The following is an 18,114-nucleotide window of genomic DNA, read 5'->3' on the forward strand; positions in this document are numbered from 1 at the left end:
GTTTGCCGGCGACGACGTTCACCGCGCGGCCAATCCGCCCGAGATGGTTGATCCCCTGCCCGCTTGTGCCTAGACGACGGCGCAAATCCCCTCTCGCAGGAAGCGCATATGGCCAAGATTCAGGTGAAGAACCCGATCGTCGAGATCGACGGCGACGAGATGACGCGGATCATCTGGGAATGGATCCGCGAGCGCCTGATCAAGCCGTATCTCGACATCGAGCTCGACTATTACGATCTCGGCATCGAGAATCGCGACGCGACCGAAGACCGGGTGACGGTCGACGCCGCCAAGGCGACGCAGAAGCACGGTGTCGCGGTCAAGTGCGCGACGATCACCCCCGACGAACAGCGCGTCGAGGAATTCGGCCTCAAGAAGATGTGGAAGTCGCCCAACGGCACGATCCGCAACATCCTCGGCGGCACGATCTTCCGCGAGCCGATCGTGATCAAGAACGTCCCCCGCCTGATCCCGGGCTGGACGCATCCGATCGTCGTCGGCCGTCACGCCTTCGGCGACCAGTATCGCGCGACCGACTTTCTCGTCCCCGGCCCCGGCAAGCTGCGCCTCGTGTTCGAGGGCGTCGACGGCCAGACGATCGACCGCGAAGTCTTTGATTTCCCGAGCTCGGGCGTCGCGATGGCGATGTACAACCTCGACGATTCGATCCGCGATTTCGCGCGCGCGTCGATGCATTACGGCCTCAACCTCAAGTGGCCGGTGTATCTCAGCACCAAGAACACGATCCTCAAGGCCTATGACGGCCGTTTCAAGGACCTGTTCGCCGAGGTGTTCGAGACCGAGTTCAAGGACAAGTTCAAGGAAGCGGGCATCGTCTACGAGCATCGCCTGATCGACGACATGGTCGCCTCGGCGCTGAAGTGGAACGGCGAGTTCGTCTGGGCCTGCAAGAACTACGACGGCGACGTCCAGTCGGACCAGGTCGCGCAGGGCTTCGGGTCGCTCGGCCTGATGACCTCGGTGCTGCTGACGCCGGACGGCAAGACGGTCGAGGCGGAGGCCGCGCACGGCACCGTCACGCGCCACTATCGCCAGCACGAGCAGGGCAAGGCGACCAGCACCAACCCGATCGCGTCGATCTTCGCCTGGACCGGCGGCATGAAGTATCGCGGCAAGTTCGACGGCACCCCCGAGGTGACCAAGTTCGCCGAGACGCTGGAGCGCTGCTGCATCGAGTGCGTGGAAAACGGCCAGATGACCAAGGATCTCGCGATCCTGATCGGGCCGCACCAGCCGTGGATGACCACCGAGCAGTTCTTCGAGGCGGTGCGCGCCAACCTCGAGCAGAAGATGGCGAACTGGGGCTGATCCGCTTCGCCTGAGACGATCGGGGGCTCGGAGGCTTAGGCTTCCGGGCCCTTTTTCGTAAGGCCGGCGACGAACAAGGCGAGCGCTGCGCGGGCGGCCTCCGGGTCGGGCGGCAGGCGGCGGTCGAGCGCGAGCGTCGCGAAGCCGTGGACCAGCGCCCAGGCCGCCATCGTCGCGGTCGCCGCGGTACCGGGACAGAGCGTCGCGACGCGCGCGGCCAGTATGCCATAGGCATCGCCCTCGACGGCGTGATCCGGGCTGACGTGCGCGGCGGTGGCGATCGCATCGGTGAACATCAGCCGGAACAGCGCGGGATGCGCCTGCGCGAAGGCGACATAGGCCAGCCCCTGTTCGACCAGCGCCTGTTCGGGGGCGATGGCGTTCCCCTGCGCGTCGGCGACGACGAGCCGGCCGTGCAGCATCGCAAAGCCTTCCGCCGCGACCGCGCCGAGCAGTGCTGTCTTGTCGGGAAAATGGCGATAGGGCGCCATCGCCGATACCCCTGCGGCGCGCGCGACGGCGCGGAGCGAGGGGTCGTGATCGCCCGCATCGAGCAGACGCATCGCGTGCTCGACAAGCGACTGGCGCAAAGAGGGAGTCGACGTCATCCGGCGTGTTTACACTGTAAGCATTTGATGTTAGCTTACGGTGTAAACAAAGGAGTGGGATGATGCAAATGGATGGGCGCGCCGCCACGGCCCGCGCGACGGTGGATCTGTCGGACTATCCCGATCTGGTGATGGTGTTGCTCGGCTTCCGGGTCGGCAGCCTGCGCGGATTGCCCGCGCTGATGCGGATCGGTCGCGGCCTCGCCACCATCGGCCGTACGCCGCCCGACGGCTTGTTGGGCAATGACGGCATGATGTTCGCGTGGAACCACGTCGGCATCCGCCATTATTGGCGCGATCTCGACAGCCTCGGCCGCTTCACCCGATCGGCGCCGCATAGCGGCTGGTGGCGGGACTTCCTGAACGATCGCCACGGCTGCGGCTTCTGGCACGAGGCCTATAGCGCCAAGGGCGGGATCGAGGCGATCTATGTCGCGATCGACGCTCCCGTGGGGCTCGGCGCCTTCGCACCGGCGCGGCGGCCGGAGGGACCGTTCCTGTCGAGCCGCGACCGGTTGATGGCGGATGCGCGCGAACGGCGGGACGGGGCGGCCTGATCCCCGTCCGTCATCCCGGCAGGTACCGGGACGACGGTGGAGGACGATCAGCCGTTGTCGTTGACACCGCCCTGGCCCTCGCCGTGGTTGCCGTAGCCGGCACCCGATTCCTCGGTGTCGGTATTTTCCGTCGGGGCGAGCGGATCGATATTGTGGTCGTTCTTGTCCTGGTCGTCGGTGCGGTCGGGGTCGGTCATCGTCAGTCCTTCTGCAGCGCGGAGGTGGAGGACCAACCGACGGTCGGCCGCTACGTTCCGTGCGTGTTTCCGGGTCTCGCCGGCGGCGCGGCGGCCGGCAGGCGACGATAGACGGTCACGCCGAGCTCGCGCGCGACGGCGCGATAATGACGCGCGAGCACGCGGTGGACGAGGATCACGCCGGGCCGCCGGCGGTTGCGGGGGATGTCGCCGACCGCGATCACCGGCGGGCGGGCGGCGAGGATGCGGGCGACCTCCTGTGTCGGGTCGATGCCGATCGCGCGCGCCTCGCTTGCCTCGACGAGGTGGAACGGAAATGGATAGCGCGTCGGCAGGCAGCTCTCCGTCGCGTCGTAGAGCGCCGGGGGGGCCTGGACGAGGAACAGACAGCCCTGCCCGCGCATCCGATCGATGACCCGGGCGAGCGTGGCGACGCGCTGGCGCATGTCGGCGGTCTCGCCGCGATGCGGATAGCCGCTGAACAGCAGCAATGCGCCCCCCGCGACGGCGGCGAGCGCCCGCATCGCGCGGCGGTCGAGCGCGGCGGCGGCGCAGATCGCGATCGGCACGAGCAGCGGCAGCGCGTAATGGTTGAAATAGGGCGGGACGAGCAGCCAGCCGACCACCGCGACGGCGAGCCAACCGGTCAGGAATCGATCGGGGCGCACGATCAGCCCGCGGATCGCAAGCCCGGCGGGGACGAGCAGGACGACGGCGACGCCGGCCAGCCGTGCCGCGATCGGATCGCCGGGGGTCGCCTGTCGCAGGAAGATCGATTCGATCGTAGCGAACCACCAGGCGCCGCCGTGCCCCATGCCGGCATAAGCGGCGGCAGCGGCGATCGTCGGGAGCAGCGCGCTGGCGGCATAGAGCGCTGCCGCAGCGGCGAGCCGTGCCGGGTTGCGATGGCGGTGCCATGTAGCGCCGAGCAGCGCGACGCCGAAGAAACAGCCTTCGAAGACGGCGGTCGGCTTGATCTGCAACGCCAGCCCGGCGAGCAGCATCGCCGGGATCGCGGCGCGGCGGCGACCGGCGATCGTGTCGCGGGTCAGCAGCGCCGCCGCGACGATGGCGAGATCGTAGAAGACCGGCGACTGGCCGCCGCGGCCGCCGAGCAGTTCCAGCCAGACGAGATAGAGCAGGCCCGCCACCAGCGCACCGGCGGCGCCGGCATGGCCTCGTGCCATCGTCGCGATCAGGCCGGCGGTGGCCGCTGCGGCGGCGAGCGCGAGCAGATGATAGGCGACGACGGGATCGCCGGGCAGGCCCCGTGCCGCCGCTGCGATCAGGAACAGGCCGATCGGCTTGCGGTCCCAGATGTCGACATAGGGGATCGCCCCCTCCCACATCCGCTGCCCGACGAGCAGGTACATCTGTTCGTCGACGTCGATCAGCGGGTTGCCGATATCGGGCAGGCGCAACGCCACTGCGACGAGGATCAGGATCAGCCAGGAAAGCCGTTGCGTCATGCGCCATGCGTCATGGCGCAAAGAGGGTTAGCGGCGCGCTAACGCGGTCAGAACAGCTCGCCCTGCGGCCCGGCGGGCGGGCGGAACAGGTCGGTGCGCAGCGGCGCGCCGCGATTGCCGAGGCCGTGCTTGCGGCAGGCGATACGGAAGCGGGTGCGCATCAGCTCGGCCCAGGGGCCGGCGCCCTGCATGCGCGTAAAGAAATCGGGATCGTTGTCGCGACCGCCGCGCAGCGACTGGATGATGGCCATCACCTTGCCGGCACGATCGGGGAAATGTGCGTCGAGCCACGCCCGGAACAGCGGCGCGACCTCGTGCGGCAGGCGGACGGGGATGAAGAAACAGGATTTCGCCCCCGCCTCCGCGGCGCGTTCGACGAGATGCTCGAGTTCATGGTCGGTGATCGACGGGATCACCGGCGCGATCGAGACATAGACGGGCACGCCGGCATCGGCGAGCATCCGCACCGCGCGCAGTCGCCGTTCGGGATGCGGCGCGCGTGGCTCGATCGTCGCGGCGATCGTCGGGTCGAGCGAGGTGATCGACATCGCGACGCCGGCCAGCCCCTCGGCCGCCATCGCCGAAAGCAGGTCGATATCGCGCGTCACCCGATCGGACTTGGTGGTGATCGTGAGCGGATGGCGCGTCTCGGCGAGCACCTCAATGACGCCGCGGGTGATCCGCCAGTCGCGCTCGATCGGCTGATAGGGATCGGTATTTGTGCCGAGCGCGATCGGCGCGACGACATAGCCGGGCTTGCGCAATTCGGCGCGGAGCAGCTCGGCGGCCTGCGGCTTGGCGAACAGCCGCGATTCGAAATCGAGACCGGGCGAGAGATCGTGATAGGCATGCGTCGGCCGGGCGAAGCAATAGATGCAGCCGTGTTCGCAGCCGCGATACGGGTTGATCGAGCGATCGAAGAAGACGTCGGGCGAGCTGTTGCGGGTGATGATCGTGCGCGGGGTTTCGACGGTGACGCTGGTCCGCAACGGTGCGGGCGCGCCATCGATCTCGCCCTGCGCATCGAGCCAGTCGCCATCCGCCTCGCGCTCGGGCAGGTTAAAGCGGCGGCTCCCGGTGTTGACCGTGGCACCGCGAACGGCGCGTTTGACGAGCGGCTTGGCCATTGCGCGATGGTAGGCAGCTGACTAGAACATATCAAGAACATGATGGGAGATATGGTATGGCAAGGCTGAACTATCTCGAACTGCCGGTGGCCGACACGACGCGGGCCAAGGCGTTCTACGGCGAAGCGTTCGGCTGGGCGTTCAGCGATTTCGGGCCGAGCTATGCGGCGACGACCAGCGGCGATACCGATATCGGCTTCCAGGCCGATCCCGCGCAGCAGACCGCGGCAGCGCTGCCGGTGATCGAGGTGGCGGATGTCGACGCAGCGCTCGCCGCGGTCGAGGCGGCCGGCGGCCGGGTGACGATGCCGGTCTTCGCCTTCCCGGGCGGACGGCGGTTCCACTTCGCCGATCCGGATGGGCACGTGCTGGCGGTGATGCAGGTCGACGCGGGTTAGGTCCGTCGTCACGGGCCGGCCGACCCACACGTCCGTCATGCCGGACTCGTTCCGGCATCCACTGTTCCGCAGGAGCAAAAGCTGTTGGTCCTGCGGGCCGGTGGACCCGGAACAAGTCCGGGGTGACGGGTAGTTCGGGGCGACGTCGGCACACCCGACTCGCGCTTACGGTCGCGGACCGATCACCGCTCCATCAGCCGCGGCATCAGTTCGACGAAATTGCAGGGGCGGTGGCGGCTGTCGAGCTGGTCCTGCAGGATGCCGTCCCAGCCGTCCTTCACCGCGCCGGTTGAGCCGGGCAACGCGAAGATATAGGTGCCGCGCGCCACGCAGGCGCAGGCGCGCGACTGGACGGTGCTGGTGCCGATCTTGGCGTAGCTCAGATAGCGGAACAGCTCGCCGAAGCCGGGGATCATCTTGGTGGCGACGCGCTCGACCGCCTCGGGGGTGACGTCGCGGCCGGTGACGCCGGTGCCGCCGGTGGTGATGACGCAATCGACGCTCTCGTCGTCGATCCAGCGATGGAGTTGCGCGACGATCGCGTCGGCATCGTCGCGCAGGATGACGCGCTCGGCGAGGACGTGGCCCGCGGCCTCGAGCCGTCCGACCAGCGTATCGCCCGAGCGATCCTCGGCGAGCCCGCGCGTATCCGAAACGGTAAGCACCGCGATGTTGACCGGGCGGAAGGCGAGGCTGGTGTCGATCGGCATGGTTCAGCCCACCGAGCGCAGTTGCGAGGCGACGCGGTCGAGCGCGACGTCGCTGATGCCGGGGATCGCCTGGATCGTCTCGACCAACTCCATGTCGAGCAGGAAATCGCGACCGAGCAGCACCGTCGCCTCGCCCTCCCCGACCGGGATATGCGCACGCACCTCGCCGCGGGCGCCGCGGTGATGCGCGAGCAGCGCCGACAGCGCCTCGAAGGCGGTGGCATGCGCCACCCTGGCGGCGATGGTGAAGCGCGCGATCGAGGCGAGCCCCTCGAACGGCTGGATGCGCTTCACCGAGACGCGCGGCGTCTCCTCGCCGGGCCGGCGGTCGAGCTCGACGGTGATGAGGCCGCAGCCGCCGCAGCGCGCGGCATCCTCCAGCTCGGCGGCGACCGAATCGTCGAAACAGGTGGCGACGAACTGGCCGCTCGCATCGGACAAGGTCGCCATCATGTACCGCTTGCCACGCGCCGAGGTGCGCCAGCGCGCATCCTCGACCAGCACCGCCATCGTCGCGCCGGCGCGGGTGCCGTCCTCGGGGATGTTGAGCTCGGTCAGCGCGACATATTGGCGCGCACCGTGCATCTTGGCGAGATGCGCGTGGCGGTCGACCGGGTGGGCGGAGAAATAGAAGCCGAACGCCTCCTTTTCCTGCTCCATCGCATCGGCCATCGACCAACGCACGTTGGCGGGCAGCTTGATTGCATCGCCCGCGACATCCTCGGCGCCGAACAGGCCGTGCTGGCCGCTGGTCTTGCCCTCGTGGGTGCGGGCGGCGACGGCGAGGATCGTCTCGGCAACGGCGTGGATGCCCGCGCGGTTGGCATCGAAACAGTCGAACGTGCCGCTGGCGGCGAGCGTTTCAAGCTGGCGCTTGTTGATGAGGCGCGGATCGACGCGGGTGGCGAGATCGTCGATGCTCTTGAACGGACCGTTGGTGCTGCGCTCGACGACGAGCTTCTCCATCGCCCCCTCGCCGACCGACTTCAGCGCGGCGAGCGCGTAGCGGACGGCGAGGCCGCCGTCCTCAGTCGCCTCGACGTCGAATTCGGCGTCGCTCTTGTTGATGTCGGGGCCGCAGATCGTCACGCCAAGCCGGCGCATGTCGTCGACGAAGATGCAGAGCTTGTCGGTCTGCGCCATGTCGTAGCACATCGACGCGGCGTAGAATTCCTCCGGATGATGCGCCTTCAGCCATGCGGTCTGATAGGCGAGCAGGGCGTAGGCGGCGGCGTGGCTCTTGTTGAAGCCATAGCCGGCGAACTTGTCGATCAAGTCGAACAATTCGTTCGCCTTGGCCTTGGGGATGCCGTTCACCTTGGCGCAGCCCTCGACGAAGATCGCGCGCTGCGCGTCCATCTCCGCCTTGATCTTCTTGCCCATCGCGCGACGCAGCAGATCGGCGCCGCCGAGCGAGAAGCCGGCGAGGATCTGCGCCGCCTGCATCACCTGTTCCTGATAGACGAAGATTCCGTAGGTTTCGGACAGGATCGGTTCGAGCAGGTCATGGGGATAGACAATCGGCTCGGTGCCCTGCTTGCGGCGGCCGAAGCTCGGGATATTGTCCATCGGGCCGGGCCGGTAGAGCGAGACGAGCGCGATGATGTCGCCGAAATTGGTCGGGCGCACGGCGCTAAGCGTACGGCGCATCCCCTCCGATTCGAGCTGGAACACGCCGACCGTGTCGCCCTTCTGGAGCAGTTTGTAGACCGCCTCGTCGTCCCACAGCAAAGCGTCAAGATCGACGGTGATGCCGCGCTTGGCGAGCAGCTGCACCGCCTTCTTGAGCACCGACAGCGTCTTGAGGCCGAGGAAGTCGAACTTCACCAGGCCGGCGCCTTCGACGTACTTCATGTCGAACTGGGTGACCGGCATGTCCGACCGCGGGTCTCGGTAGAGCGGCACCAGTTGCGCGAGCGGGCGGTCGCCGATCACCACGCCGGCGGCGTGCGTCGACGAGTGGCGCGGCAGGCCCTCCAGCTTCGTCGCCAGATCGAGCAGGCGGCGGACCTGATTGTCGTTCGAATATTCCTTGGCGAGCTCGGGCACGCCGTTGAGCGCGCGCTTGAGGTCCCAGGGATCGGTCGGATGGCTGGGGACGAGCTTGGCGAGGCGATCGACCTGGCCGTAGCTCATCTGGAGGACGCGGCCGGTGTCCTTGAGCACCGCGCGCGCCTTGAGCTTACCGAAGGTGATGATCTGCGCGACCTGATCGCGGCCGTATTTCTCCTGCACGTAGCGGATGACCTCGCCACGCCGGGTTTCGCAGAAGTCGATGTCGAAGTCGGGCATCGAGACGCGTTCCGGGTTGAGGAAGCGTTCGAACAGCAGGCCCAGTTTCATCGGATCGAGATCGGTGATCGTCAGTGCCCAGGCGACGACCGAGCCGGCGCCCGAACCGCGCCCCGGCCCGACCGGAATGTCGTGATCCTTCGCCCATTTGATGAAGTCGCCGACGATCAGGAAATAGCCGGGAAAGCCCATCTGGACGATGACGTCGACCTCGAAGGCGAGCCGCTTGCGATACACGTCGCGCCAGTCGGGATCATCGGCGGGCTGGGTGCCGAGTGCCTCGATCCGGTCGAGCCTTTTTTCCAGCCCCGCCGCCGCCTCGGCGCGCAGCATCGCCGCCTCGCCCTCGCGATCGCCGGCGAGGCTGGGCAGGATCGGCTTGCGATAGGGCGCCATTACCGCGCAGCGCTGCGCGACGACCAACGTATTGTCGATCGCCTCGGGCAGGTCGGAGAAGAGTTCGCGCATCGTCTCGGCGGGCTTGAGCCATGCGTCGGGACAGGAGCGGATGCGGTCCTCGCTCTCGACATAGGTCGAATGCGCGATGCACAGCATCGCATCATGCGCGTCGAGAAAGGCGCTGTCCGAGAAACAGCAGGGATTGGTCGCGACCAGCGGCAGGTTGCGATCGTAAGCGAAGTCGACCAGCGCCTGTTCGGCGGCCTCCTCGATCACGTCGCTGCGGCGGGCCAGCTCGATATAGAGGCGGTCGGGGAACAGCGCCTGCAACCGGTCGAGATAGGCGGCGGCGCGATCCGGCTGGTCCTCGTGGATCAATCGCGCCAGCGCGCCCTCGCCACCCGCGGTCAGGGCGATCAGGCCGTCGGTGCGCCCCTCCAGCGCGGCGAAATCGACATGCGCGGGCAGTTCGATCGGCCGTTCGAGATGCGCGAGGCTGACCAGCGCGCACAGATTGTCATAGCCCGTCGCATCCTGCGCATAGAGGGCGATCCAGTCGAGCGGCACGGCGACGCCGTCGGGCATGCCGGGCCGCGCGACGCACAGCATCGTGCCGATCACCGGCTGGACGCCGTCCTTCTTGGCGGCATCCGAAAAGGCCATCGCCGCATAGAGGCCGTTGCGATCGGTCAAACCGGCGGCGGGAAAGCGCATCGCCTTCGCCTGCTTGGCGATCGCCTTGGGCTCGATCGCCCCGTCGAGCATCGTGTAGGACGAGAAAATGCGGAGCGGTACGAAACCGGAATGAGCCATTGCGGAGACTTAGCCGCTCAACCCCGATTCGAACAGGGCGGGCCAAGGAACCTGCGGTGGATAACTCCGTTACGCGGGCATAACGGAGGAGGTTACGTCAATGTCGGACACTGTATTCACCGATCCGCTCGCGCCGCGTGCCGCCGGTGCCGGCTGGGGCTGGATCCTCGCTTATGGCGTGCTGTCGATCGTGCTCGGCGTGCTCGCCTTCCTCAATCCCTTCGCCGCGACCTATGCGGCGACGCTGGTGATCGGCGCCTTCTTCATCGCCGCCGGGCTGGTGTCGATCGCGGCCGGATTTGCCGGCAGGGATCACGAAGGGCGCGGCTATGCGATCGGCTTCGGCGTGCTGTCGCTGGTCATCGGGCTGCTGATGGCGTTCGCGCCCGCGACCGCGGCGATCTCGCTGACCTTGCTGGTCGCGATCTGGCTGGGCATCCGCGGGGCGCTCGAGATCGGGCTCGGCGCGCGATTCAAGCGCGGGCGCGCGCTGATGATCGTGCTCGGCGTGGTCAACATCCTGCTCGCGATCTACGTGCTCGCAACCCTGCCCTGGTCGGCACTGACGCTGCCGGGGTTCATCCTCGGGATCAGCTTCCTGCTCGGCGGCGTCGCCTCGGTGGCGTCGGCGCTCAACCACAAGACGGGCGCGAAGCCCTTCGCCGCACCGGAGGTGTGAGCGCGAAACCCGTACCCCGGCGGAGGCCGGGGTACTGGACGTTGCAAGCGTCAGAGTAGCGCCTCGATATCGGCGGCGATCTCTTCGGGCTTGGTCGTCGGCGCGTAGCGATGGACCACCTTGCCCTCGCGGTTCACCAGAAACTTGGTGAAGTTCCACTTGATTGCCTTCGAGCCGAGCAGCCCCGGTGCCTCGATCTTCAACCGCGAGAATAGCGGATCGGCCCCTGCCCCGTTGACCTCGACCTTGGCAAAAACCGGAAAGGTGACGTCATAGGTCAGCGAACAGAAACTGGCGATCTCGGCGGCGTCGCCGGGTTCCTGTGCGCCGAACTGGTTGCAGGGGAAGCCGAGGACTTCGAACCCCCGCTCGGCGAAGCGGCGATGCAGCGCCTCGAGCCCCTCATATTGCGGGGTGAACCCGCATTTCGAGGCGGTGTTGACGATCAGCAGCACTTGCCCCGCCCAGCGATCGAGCGGGATCGGTGCGCCGTCGGCGCCGGTGACGGTAAAGTCGGTGATCGCGGTCATGCGTGCCTCGCGAGCAGGAAGAGGAGGTTCTGCTTCACCCCCGGCCATTCGCGGTCGAGGATCGAATAGACGATGCTGTCGCGCAGCCGCCCGTCCGCCATCTGCTGGTGGCCGCGCAGCACGCCGTCCTGCTTTGCGCCGAGCCGCTCGATCGCCGCCTGGCTGCGCTTGTTGAGCGAATCGGTACGGATCTGCACGCACTGGCAATCCAGCGCCTCGAAGGCGTGGGTGAGCAGCATGAGCTTGGCCTCGGTGTTGACGCCGGTACGCTGCACCGCCTTGGCGTAGAAGGTGCCGCCCAGTTCGAGCCGGCGATGCGCCGGCGCCATGCGCATATAGCGGGTGGTGCCGACCACCTGCCCCGCCGGATCGGACACCGCGAACAGGCGGGCGCGGCCGATGTCCTGCTGCTCGAACGACGCGTCGAGCCAACGGTCCGCATCCTTGAGCTGCGAGACGTTGGCGTAAAAGGTGTTCCACAGATCGTCCGCCGCGGCGACCGCGACCAGCGCGTCCCGGTCGGCGCGCTCCAGGGGCCGCAGCGTGACGTGACGCCCGACGAGCGTCGGCGTCTCGCCCCACGCCGTCACGTGAGCACGCCTTCGTGCAGGCGGACGACGCGATCCATCTTCTGCGCCAGCCGCTCGTTGTGCGTCGCGATCAACGCCGCCGAGCCCTCGCCGCGCACCAGCCGCAGGAACTCGGCAAGCACCACGTCGGCGGTATGTTCGTCAAGATTGCCGGTCGGTTCGTCGGCGAGCACCAGCGCCGGCCGGTTGGCGAGCGCGCGCGCCACCGCGACGCGCTGCTGCTCGCCGCCGGAGAGCTGGCTCGGCCGGTGCGTCAGCCGGTGGCCGAGACCGAGCGCCGTCAGCAGCGATATCGCGCGATCGTCGGCGGGCTTGCGCTCGGCACCGTGGACGAGCTGCGGCAGCACGACATTCTCGGTCGCGTTGAAGTCGGGCAGCAGATGGTGGAACTGGTAGACGAAGCCGAGCCGGTCGCGGCGCATGATCGTGCGGCCATGCGCGTCGAGCTTCGCGGCTTCCTCGCCGCCGATCATGATCGAGCCTTGGAAGCCGCCCTCGAGCAAGCCGACTGCCTGTAGCAGCGTCGACTTGCCCGAGCCCGACGGACCGACCAGCGCGACGATTTCGCCTGGCGCGACGGAGAGGTCGACGCCGCGCAGGACGTGGATCGTCTCCTCGCCCTGGCGGAAGCTGCGGGTCAGGCCGGTGGTGCGGAGGACGTCATTCATAGCGCAGCACCTGTACCGGATCGGTGCTCGCCGCCTTCCACGCCGGATAGAGCGTGGCGAGGAAGCTGAACACCAGCGCCATCAGCGCGATGATGACGATCTCGACCGGGTCGGGCTTGGACGGCAGCTCGGTGAGATAGCGGATCGACGGGTCCCACAGATTCTGCCCGGTGACGAGCTGGACGAGGTTCACCACCGCCTGGCGATAGAAGAGGAAGACGAAGCCGAGCACGAGGCCGGCGAGCGTGCCGAGCGCGCCGATCGTCGTGCCGACGACCATGAAGATGCGCATCAATCCGACCCGCGTCGCACCCATCGTCCGCAGGATCGCGATGTCGCGCGTCTTGGCACGGACAAGCATGATCAGCGACGACAGGATGTTGAACACCGCGACGAGGATGATGATCGACAGCACGGTGAACATCGCGACCCGCTCGACCTCGAGCGCCTGGAACAGCTGCGCGTTCATACTGCGCCAGGTGGCGATGACCGCGCCGCCGCGCAGACGGTCGGCGAGCGGCGCGAGGATCGGCGCGACCTTGTCGGGATCGACGGTCTGCAATTCGATCTGGCTGACGTTGTCGCCGAGCAGCAGCAGCGTCTGCGCGTCCTCGATCGGCATGATGACATAGGCCTTGTCGTAATCGTACAGGCCGATCTCGAAGATGGCGCCGACCGTATAATTGACGATACGCGGCACGGTGCCGAACGGAGTCGCCTGCCCCTGCGGGTTGAACAGCGAAATCTCGCTGCCGACCTGCGCGCCGAGCGCCTCGGCAAGCCGCGATCCGATCGCGATCCGGCCGCTGCCCGGCGTGATGCCGGCGAGCGTGCCCATCACGAGCTTGTCGCCGATCACCGGCTTGACGTCGGCGAGGCGGACGCCGCGGACCAGCACCCCTTCGGCGCGGCCGTTATAGGTCGCGGCGAGCGGCTGTTCGACCATCGGCGTGGCGGAGGTGACGCCGGGCGTCTTGCGCGCCTCGGCGACGATCTCGCGCCAGTCGGGCAGACGGCCGCCGACGCCCTGGATCACGGCATGGCCGTTGAGCCCGACGATCTTGTCGAACAGCTCGGCACGGAAGCCGTTCATCACGCTCATCACGATGACGAGCGCGGCGACGCCGAGCATCACCGCGACGAGGCTGATCGAGGCGACCAGGAAGATGAACGCCTCGCCCTTGCCCGGGAGCAGGTAGCGCCGGGCGATCATCCGTTCGTAGCGTGAGAGGAGCATGGCCGGACCTCTAGGTGACGTGCGAGTCACAAGCAACAAATGTTGCGGATTCGACACAGGTTTCGGTCAATCGATTCCGCCCCTCCACATAGCCGGTGACAAAGCCGGCAGTGCTGCCTAGCAAAGACTTACTGAGACACAGGCAACGGCCGTGGTTCGGGGAAGAGCGGAACGACAGCGCAGCGAAACAACGCGCGATTGTCGGAAAGCGACCTAAGGGGGCTGACGGGTTTTCTCGTCACGCAGGCGCCCGGATCGGCAACGGTCCGGGCGTTTGCTTGTCCGCCGCAGTTTTAGACCAGAGTAGCCGGGCAGAGGGTGGGAGCTTCCAGGTCGCGCCCCCTGTCCGGCGATCGTCTTTATTGCCGATCAATTCTGAACCGGGTCATAACGCGGACCGAAGTATCTGCGATTCCGAACCGTTTGGCACACACAATGCGGGCGTGGCGTCATCCCTCCCCCGCTTCGTCATCCCGACGAAAGTCGGGGCCCATGGATGCGATGGCGACAACGGTATGCGCTGCCTTTGAAATCACCGAAACCATGGGCCCCGGCCTTCGCCGGGGTGACGACACTGTGGGTAGCTCAGGCGGTTGGCAGACCGGCCGAACGTGTCGCAACATTCTCCGATCCCCGCCCTTCCCGAACGTATCGAACGCCTAGAACCGCTTCGACACCGTCAGGCCATAAGTGCGCGGATCACCGGGCTGGCCGACGATCAGGCCGGTGTTGCCCGACTGCGTTGACAGCAGTTCGAAGTAGTTCTGGTCGAACGCATTGCGCACCCAGCCGAAGACGTTGAAATCGTTCTTGCGATAGCCGGCGCGGACGTTCGACAGCGAATAGCCCTCGATCCACGTATAGGCCGACGGCGACGGGTTGGACGAGAAGCGCGACCGGTAATTGCCGTCATAGCCGACATAGACTTCACCACCCGCGCCATCGACCGGGAGGTTATATTCGCCGCCGTAGGAGAAGGACCATTTCGAGATGCCCGGCAGGCGCTGGCCGGAGATGTCGCAAAAGGCCGGGCTACGCCCGCCGGGCGTCCCCGCCGGATCGGTCACGCCACCGGGCGCAGTCGCGGTGCCACCCGACAGTTCGGGCGGGCACGGCGCGTTCTTGAAGTCGACATATTTGGCGTCGGTAAAGGCCCCGCTGACGTAGACGCTGAACCGCTTGCTCGGGCGGAAGCTCGAATCGAACTCGACGCCGCGAGACCGCACCTTGCCGGCATTGGCGAGATAGCCGCGGATCACGTTGATCGCATTATTGTTCACCGTCGCCTGATAGTCGGACACGTCGGTCCAGAAGCCGGCGAGGTTGAGCGTCAGCCGCCGGTCGAGGAACTGCGTCTTGAGGCCGATCTCGTAATTGTTGACCTTCTCAGGCTTCACCGTCTGCGTCGTCAGATCGACGCCGGTGCTGTTCGAATTGAGCGGCAGGCCGGATAGATTGATCCCGCCCGATTTGAAGCTGCGCGCATAGGTGGCGTAGCCGTGAATCTCGGGCGCGAAATCGTAGGATACGGTGATATCGCCCGACGTATTCCAGGCGCTGAACCGCGGGCTGTAACGCTGCGGTGCGAGTGTATTGATCTGGTTCTGGAAGGTCGTGCGCGCCGCCGTGGTGGGCTGCGCGGCCAGCAGCGTCGCGACGTTATCCGCCGTGGCGGTAAAATTATACTGGCTGTTGGCGATGCTGACGACCGATTCGTAGAAACCCGACTTGCGGTCGTAATTGACGCGCAGCCCCGGCTGGATGTGGAGCGCATCGGTCAGCGCCCAGTTGAGCTTGCCGAACACCGCGAAGCTCGTGTTGTCGAAGCTGATCGTATTGGTCGAGGTCAGGCCGTTGAGGACGTTGGGATTGTTGGCGTCGGTGCCCGACAGCAGGAAGCGGCTCGCCGCCGATCCCTGCACCTGCGACCCCTGGGTATCGATCGTCTGGTGGAACAGGAAGGCGCCGACCGTGTAGTCGAGCCGGTTGGTGCCGTTCGAGGCGAAACGGAATTCCTGCGACACCTGCTTCTGCTGCGACGGATTCTGCGAGACGGTGGTGATCGGCAGGCCGGTGAAGTCGCGATCATTCTGCGGCTGCCAGTCCCAGTAGCGCCACGCACTGACCGAGGTCAGCGTCGCCGGGCCGAGATCCCAATTGGCGACCAGCGAGGCGCCGCCGACCTCCTGCCGCGAATTGATCGCCGCATCGAGATCGGTGCGCCGATCGAACGGGTCCCTGCTGGGCGGGGTATAATTGAGCGCCGCCGCGAGCGCATTATATTGCCGTGCGAGCGGCCGCTGCGTGGTGCCGACGCGGGCATAATATTGCACGCAGCATTCCGGGTTCTGGACGTTGAAATCGCCTGACAGCGTGAAATTAAGCGACGGGCTTGCGTTCCACAGCAATTGGCCGCGCACCCCCAGATTGCGCTGGCGATGCAGGTCCTCACCCGAGGTGACGTCGCGGATCGTCCCCTTGCGCGTCGTCGCCGAACTCGACAGCCGCAGCGCCACCGTGTCGGATAGCGGCCCCGACACCGACGCCTTGGCCTGCACGAAATCGTAATTGCCGACGCTGACCTCGGCCCTGCCCTCCGGCGTGAAGCTCGGCGGGCGGGTGGTGACGTTGAGCGCGCCGGCGGTGGTGTTCTTGCCGTAGAGCGTACCCTGCGGGCCGCGCAGCACCTCGACCCGGTCGACGTCGACGAAATCGAAGGTCGAGGCGCCGATCCGGCCGATATAGACGCCGTCGACGTAGAAGCCGACGCCTTGCTCGATGCCGTCGTTGGTCAGGCCGAACGGTGCACCGAGACCGCGGATGTTGATCGCCGAATTGCGCGGGTTGCTGGAGAAGAATTGCAGCGAGGGTTGCTGCTGCTGCAGCCGGTTGACGTTGAACGCGCCGGTCTTGTCGATGTCGGCGCCGCCGACCACCGACATGGCGATCGGCACGCGCTGCACCGATTCGGCGCGCCGGCGCGCGGTGACGAGGATGTCGCCGCCGCCCGGTGCCGAAGCCGCCGGCCGGGCGTCTTCGCTTCCCCCGGCGGTCACCGGCGCGGGTGCGGCATCGTCCTGCGCTGCGGCGGGTGCGGTGGCGGCAGCGGCGGTCTGGCCGGCGAGAAGAATGGCGAGCGTCAGCGACATGCGGTTTCCCTGATGTTATTTTCGCCGCAAACTCCACTGGTTCGGGGGATGTTCAAAGATGGAGATGCTTCGCGGCGACAAAGCGGGGCTTCGGCGCCAACCCCGAAAATTACGGATCGGGCGAACAGAGGCCCTCTTGAACCGCGGCCGGAGCAATCCAAAATCGGGGCTGCACGGCGCCGATCACGGGCCGTGCACCGGCATCGCACGCTCGTGGATGCCGTCGTTCAACTCGCTTCTCGCGGAGGATTTGACATGCGACTCGACCTGACCCCCTATCGCCGCTCGACCATCGGTTTCGACCGCCTGTTCGACATGCTGGAAAGCAACGCGCGCGCCGCCACGGCGGAGAATTACCCGCCCTTCAACCTCGAACGCCTCGCCGAGGATCGCTATCGCATCACGCTCGCGGTCGCCGGCTTCTCGCGGGACGAGATCGAGATCACCGCGCAGCAGAACCTGCTGCTGGTCTCGGGCAAGAAGGACGACAAGGCCGGCAACGCCAACTTCCTGCACGTCGGCATCGCCAACCGCAGCTTCGAGCGCCGCTTCGAACTCGCCGATTTCGTCTTCGTCGAGGATGCCCGTCTCAACGACGGCCTGCTCGTCATCGATCTGGTCCGCGAAGTGCCCGAGGCGATGAAGCCGAAGACCATCGCGATCAAGACCGGCGCACCGCTCGCCGCGGTGGAGAACAAGGACGTGGCCGCGGCCGCGTAATCCTCGGGGCGTCCGGGCCGATCGGTCCGGGCGCCTTTCTATATCAGGCCGATGAGCCCTTGGCGGCACGGCGATCCTCGCTGGCGACATGATCGCGCAGCACGCGATTGATCTCGGTCTGATAGCCCGCCCCGGCGGCGTGATCCTTGAACCAGGCGACGATATCGGCGTCGAGCCGCAAGGTCACCGGCTGCTTGACCGGCCGATACAGTCCGGGACGCACCGCATCGCGCCACGCCGCCGCGGGTGCCTCCGGAATGTCCACGGTATCGATCGATTCGTCCGTCAGCGCCGCAAGTCGCTCGGCTTCGCGCTGCAAGGCGCAATCAAGTCGCGTCTTCTTCATATCGCCTCCTCTCATGACGCGTCGCACGGCGCGCGCCGATGATACGCACCCGGTCCGCATCCTCCCCATCGGGGTACATATGGACGACGACCAGCAAGACGACATGACCGATCATGCCGATCGCGTGATACCGACGTTCTCCATCGGTCACGCGATCCGGCACGATGACATGCAACGGGTCGTCCCAGACCGCCTGCGCCAACGCGAACGACACGCCATGTTTGGCGACATTCGCTGCCGCCTTGGCCGGGTCGAACTCGAAGACCGTCATGCCGTACAGGAATGTACGTACACGA

At 66.7% G+C, this 18,114-nt stretch carries 18 protein-coding genes; 5 read left to right on the forward strand and 13 right to left on the reverse strand.

The window, feature by feature from the left end; all coding sequences use genetic code 11:
• The first annotated feature begins 108 nt into the window (after window positions 1–108).
• Window positions 109–1,329: an NADP-dependent isocitrate dehydrogenase gene (locus AC07U4_RS03705; RefSeq protein WP_495194472.1), complete on the forward strand. Its 1,221-nt coding sequence runs from the start codon at window positions 109–111 to the stop codon at window positions 1,327–1,329.
• 35 nt (window positions 1,330–1,364) lie between these two features.
• On the opposite strand, the gene AC07U4_RS03710 is transcribed toward AC07U4_RS03705, so the two are convergent.
• A complete protein-coding gene (locus AC07U4_RS03710) occupies window positions 1,365–1,892 on the reverse strand; it encodes a TetR/AcrR family transcriptional regulator (protein ID WP_495194473.1) in 528 nt (175 codons plus the stop codon).
• 104 nt (window positions 1,893–1,996) lie between these two features.
• Here AC07U4_RS03710 and AC07U4_RS03715 point away from each other — a divergent pair, with 104 nt between their 5' ends.
• Window positions 1,997–2,494: a monooxygenase family protein gene (locus AC07U4_RS03715; RefSeq protein WP_495194474.1), complete on the forward strand. Its 498-nt coding sequence runs from the start codon at window positions 1,997–1,999 to the stop codon at window positions 2,492–2,494.
• Window positions 2,495–2,541: 47 nt separating this feature from the next.
• Here AC07U4_RS03715 and AC07U4_RS03720 read toward each other — a convergent pair whose 3' ends face one another.
• The 3 genes from AC07U4_RS03720 to AC07U4_RS03730 are packed head-to-tail and all read right to left on the reverse strand — an operon-like array spanning window position 2,542 to window position 5,287.
• Entirely contained in the window at window positions 2,542–2,691 is a 150-nt protein-coding gene (locus AC07U4_RS03720; protein WP_495194475.1) for a hypothetical protein, read from the reverse strand.
• A gap of 50 nt (window positions 2,692–2,741) precedes the next feature.
• Window positions 2,742–4,160, reverse strand: coding sequence for a hypothetical protein (locus AC07U4_RS03725; protein WP_495194476.1), 1,419 nt, complete (start codon window positions 4,158–4,160; stop codon window positions 2,742–2,744).
• A gap of 47 nt (window positions 4,161–4,207) precedes the next feature.
• Window positions 4,208–5,287, reverse strand: coding sequence for a PA0069 family radical SAM protein (locus AC07U4_RS03730; protein ID WP_495194477.1), 1,080 nt, complete (start codon window positions 5,285–5,287; stop codon window positions 4,208–4,210).
• Window positions 5,288–5,343: 56 nt separating this feature from the next.
• Between AC07U4_RS03730 and AC07U4_RS03735 the strand changes: the two genes are divergently transcribed.
• Entirely contained in the window at window positions 5,344–5,685 is a 342-nt protein-coding gene (locus AC07U4_RS03735) for a VOC family protein (RefSeq protein WP_495194478.1), read from the forward strand.
• A 182-nt stretch (window positions 5,686–5,867) separates the two neighbouring features.
• Here AC07U4_RS03735 and moaB read toward each other — a convergent pair whose 3' ends face one another.
• Both moaB and dnaE read right to left on the reverse strand, forming a co-directional pair.
• Window positions 5,868–6,395 carry a molybdenum cofactor biosynthesis protein B gene (gene moaB, locus AC07U4_RS03740; protein ID WP_495194479.1) on the reverse strand — a complete coding sequence of 176 codons (528 nt, stop codon included), beginning with the start codon at window positions 6,393–6,395 and terminating at the stop codon, window positions 5,868–5,870.
• Window positions 6,396–6,398: 3 nt separating this feature from the next.
• Complete coding sequence (gene dnaE / locus AC07U4_RS03745) at window positions 6,399–9,899, reverse strand: DNA polymerase III subunit alpha (protein ID WP_495194480.1); 3,501 nt, start codon at window positions 9,897–9,899, stop codon at window positions 6,399–6,401.
• A gap of 100 nt (window positions 9,900–9,999) precedes the next feature.
• Here dnaE and AC07U4_RS03750 point away from each other — a divergent pair, with 100 nt between their 5' ends.
• Window positions 10,000–10,578: an HdeD family acid-resistance protein gene (locus AC07U4_RS03750; protein ID WP_137898669.1), complete on the forward strand. Its 579-nt coding sequence runs from the start codon at window positions 10,000–10,002 to the stop codon at window positions 10,576–10,578.
• 50 nt (window positions 10,579–10,628) lie between these two features.
• Here AC07U4_RS03750 and AC07U4_RS03755 read toward each other — a convergent pair whose 3' ends face one another.
• From AC07U4_RS03755 to AC07U4_RS03775, 5 genes are all read right to left on the reverse strand, one after another.
• Window positions 10,629–11,108, reverse strand: a complete 480-nt coding sequence (locus tag AC07U4_RS03755; protein WP_495194481.1) for a glutathione peroxidase — start codon at window positions 11,106–11,108, stop codon at window positions 10,629–10,631.
• Window positions 11,105–11,698 (reverse strand): GNAT family N-acetyltransferase, encoded by a 594-nt coding sequence (locus AC07U4_RS03760; RefSeq protein WP_495194482.1) that lies wholly within the window; start codon window positions 11,696–11,698, stop codon window positions 11,105–11,107. Before AC07U4_RS03760 ends, AC07U4_RS03755 begins: the two co-directional genes overlap by 4 nt.
• Window positions 11,695–12,366, reverse strand: a complete 672-nt coding sequence (locus tag AC07U4_RS03765) for an ABC transporter ATP-binding protein (protein WP_495194483.1) — start codon at window positions 12,364–12,366, stop codon at window positions 11,695–11,697. The genes AC07U4_RS03760 and AC07U4_RS03765 overlap by 4 nt, the downstream gene beginning before the upstream one ends.
• Complete coding sequence (locus AC07U4_RS03770; protein WP_495194484.1) at window positions 12,359–13,603, reverse strand: lipoprotein-releasing ABC transporter permease subunit; 1,245 nt, start codon at window positions 13,601–13,603, stop codon at window positions 12,359–12,361. Before AC07U4_RS03770 ends, AC07U4_RS03765 begins: the two co-directional genes overlap by 8 nt.
• 659 nt (window positions 13,604–14,262) lie before the next feature.
• A complete protein-coding gene (locus AC07U4_RS03775) occupies window positions 14,263–16,752 on the reverse strand; it encodes a TonB-dependent receptor (RefSeq protein WP_495194485.1) in 2,490 nt (829 codons plus the stop codon).
• A 255-nt stretch (window positions 16,753–17,007) separates the two neighbouring features.
• Between AC07U4_RS03775 and AC07U4_RS03780 the strand changes: the two genes are divergently transcribed.
• The gene (locus AC07U4_RS03780; protein WP_038659940.1) at window positions 17,008–17,472 is read left to right on the forward strand and encodes an Hsp20 family protein; all 465 of its coding nucleotides are present in this window, start codon (window positions 17,008–17,010) and stop codon (window positions 17,470–17,472) included.
• A 43-nt stretch (window positions 17,473–17,515) separates the two neighbouring features.
• On the opposite strand, the gene AC07U4_RS03785 is transcribed toward AC07U4_RS03780, so the two are convergent.
• Window positions 17,516–17,818, reverse strand: coding sequence for a BrnA antitoxin family protein (locus tag AC07U4_RS03785; protein WP_495194486.1), 303 nt, complete (start codon window positions 17,816–17,818; stop codon window positions 17,516–17,518).
• Window positions 17,799–18,089: a BrnT family toxin gene (locus AC07U4_RS03790; protein ID WP_495194487.1), complete on the reverse strand. Its 291-nt coding sequence runs from the start codon at window positions 18,087–18,089 to the stop codon at window positions 17,799–17,801. Before AC07U4_RS03790 ends, AC07U4_RS03785 begins: the two co-directional genes overlap by 20 nt.
• Window positions 18,090–18,114: the final 25 nt, after the last annotated feature.

Source organism: Sphingomonas sp. GW821-FHT02B09, assembly GCF_059421875.1.

What these genes read in the sequence shown, in the direction of transcription:
- AC07U4_RS03705 (WP_495194472.1), top strand. Translation starts at nt 109, where the DNA reads ATGGCCAAGATTCAGGTGAAGAACCCGATCGTCGAGATCGACGGCGAC.
- AC07U4_RS03710 (WP_495194473.1), bottom strand. Translation starts at nt 1,892, where the DNA reads ATGCGTCTGCTCGATGCGGGCGATCACGACCCCTCGCTCCGCGCCGTC.
- AC07U4_RS03715 (WP_495194474.1), top strand. Translation starts at nt 1,997, where the DNA reads ATGATGCAAATGGATGGGCGCGCCGCCACGGCCCGCGCGACGGTGGAT.
- AC07U4_RS03720 (WP_495194475.1), bottom strand. Translation starts at nt 2,691, where the DNA reads ATGACCGACCCCGACCGCACCGACGACCAGGACAAGAACGACCACAAT.
- AC07U4_RS03725 (WP_495194476.1), bottom strand. Translation starts at nt 4,160, where the DNA reads ATGACGCAACGGCTTTCCTGGCTGATCCTGATCCTCGTCGCAGTGGCG.
- AC07U4_RS03730 (WP_495194477.1), bottom strand. Translation starts at nt 5,287, where the DNA reads ATGGCCAAGCCGCTCGTCAAACGCGCCGTTCGCGGTGCCACGGTCAAC.
- AC07U4_RS03735 (WP_495194478.1), top strand. Translation starts at nt 5,344, where the DNA reads ATGGCAAGGCTGAACTATCTCGAACTGCCGGTGGCCGACACGACGCGG.
- moaB (WP_495194479.1), bottom strand. Translation starts at nt 6,395, where the DNA reads ATGCCGATCGACACCAGCCTCGCCTTCCGCCCGGTCAACATCGCGGTG.
- dnaE (WP_495194480.1), bottom strand. Translation starts at nt 9,899, where the DNA reads ATGGCTCATTCCGGTTTCGTACCGCTCCGCATTTTCTCGTCCTACACG.
- AC07U4_RS03750 (WP_137898669.1), top strand. Translation starts at nt 10,000, where the DNA reads ATGTCGGACACTGTATTCACCGATCCGCTCGCGCCGCGTGCCGCCGGT.
- AC07U4_RS03755 (WP_495194481.1), bottom strand. Translation starts at nt 11,108, where the DNA reads ATGACCGCGATCACCGACTTTACCGTCACCGGCGCCGACGGCGCACCG.
- AC07U4_RS03765 (WP_495194483.1), bottom strand. Translation starts at nt 12,366, where the DNA reads ATGAATGACGTCCTCCGCACCACCGGCCTGACCCGCAGCTTCCGCCAG.
- AC07U4_RS03770 (WP_495194484.1), bottom strand. Translation starts at nt 13,603, where the DNA reads ATGCTCCTCTCACGCTACGAACGGATGATCGCCCGGCGCTACCTGCTC.
- AC07U4_RS03775 (WP_495194485.1), bottom strand. Translation starts at nt 16,752, where the DNA reads ATGTCGCTGACGCTCGCCATTCTTCTCGCCGGCCAGACCGCCGCTGCC.
- AC07U4_RS03780 (WP_038659940.1), top strand. Translation starts at nt 17,008, where the DNA reads ATGCGACTCGACCTGACCCCCTATCGCCGCTCGACCATCGGTTTCGAC.
- AC07U4_RS03785 (WP_495194486.1), bottom strand. Translation starts at nt 17,818, where the DNA reads ATGAAGAAGACGCGACTTGATTGCGCCTTGCAGCGCGAAGCCGAGCGA.
- AC07U4_RS03790 (WP_495194487.1), bottom strand. Translation starts at nt 18,089, where the DNA reads ATGACGGTCTTCGAGTTCGACCCGGCCAAGGCGGCAGCGAATGTCGCC.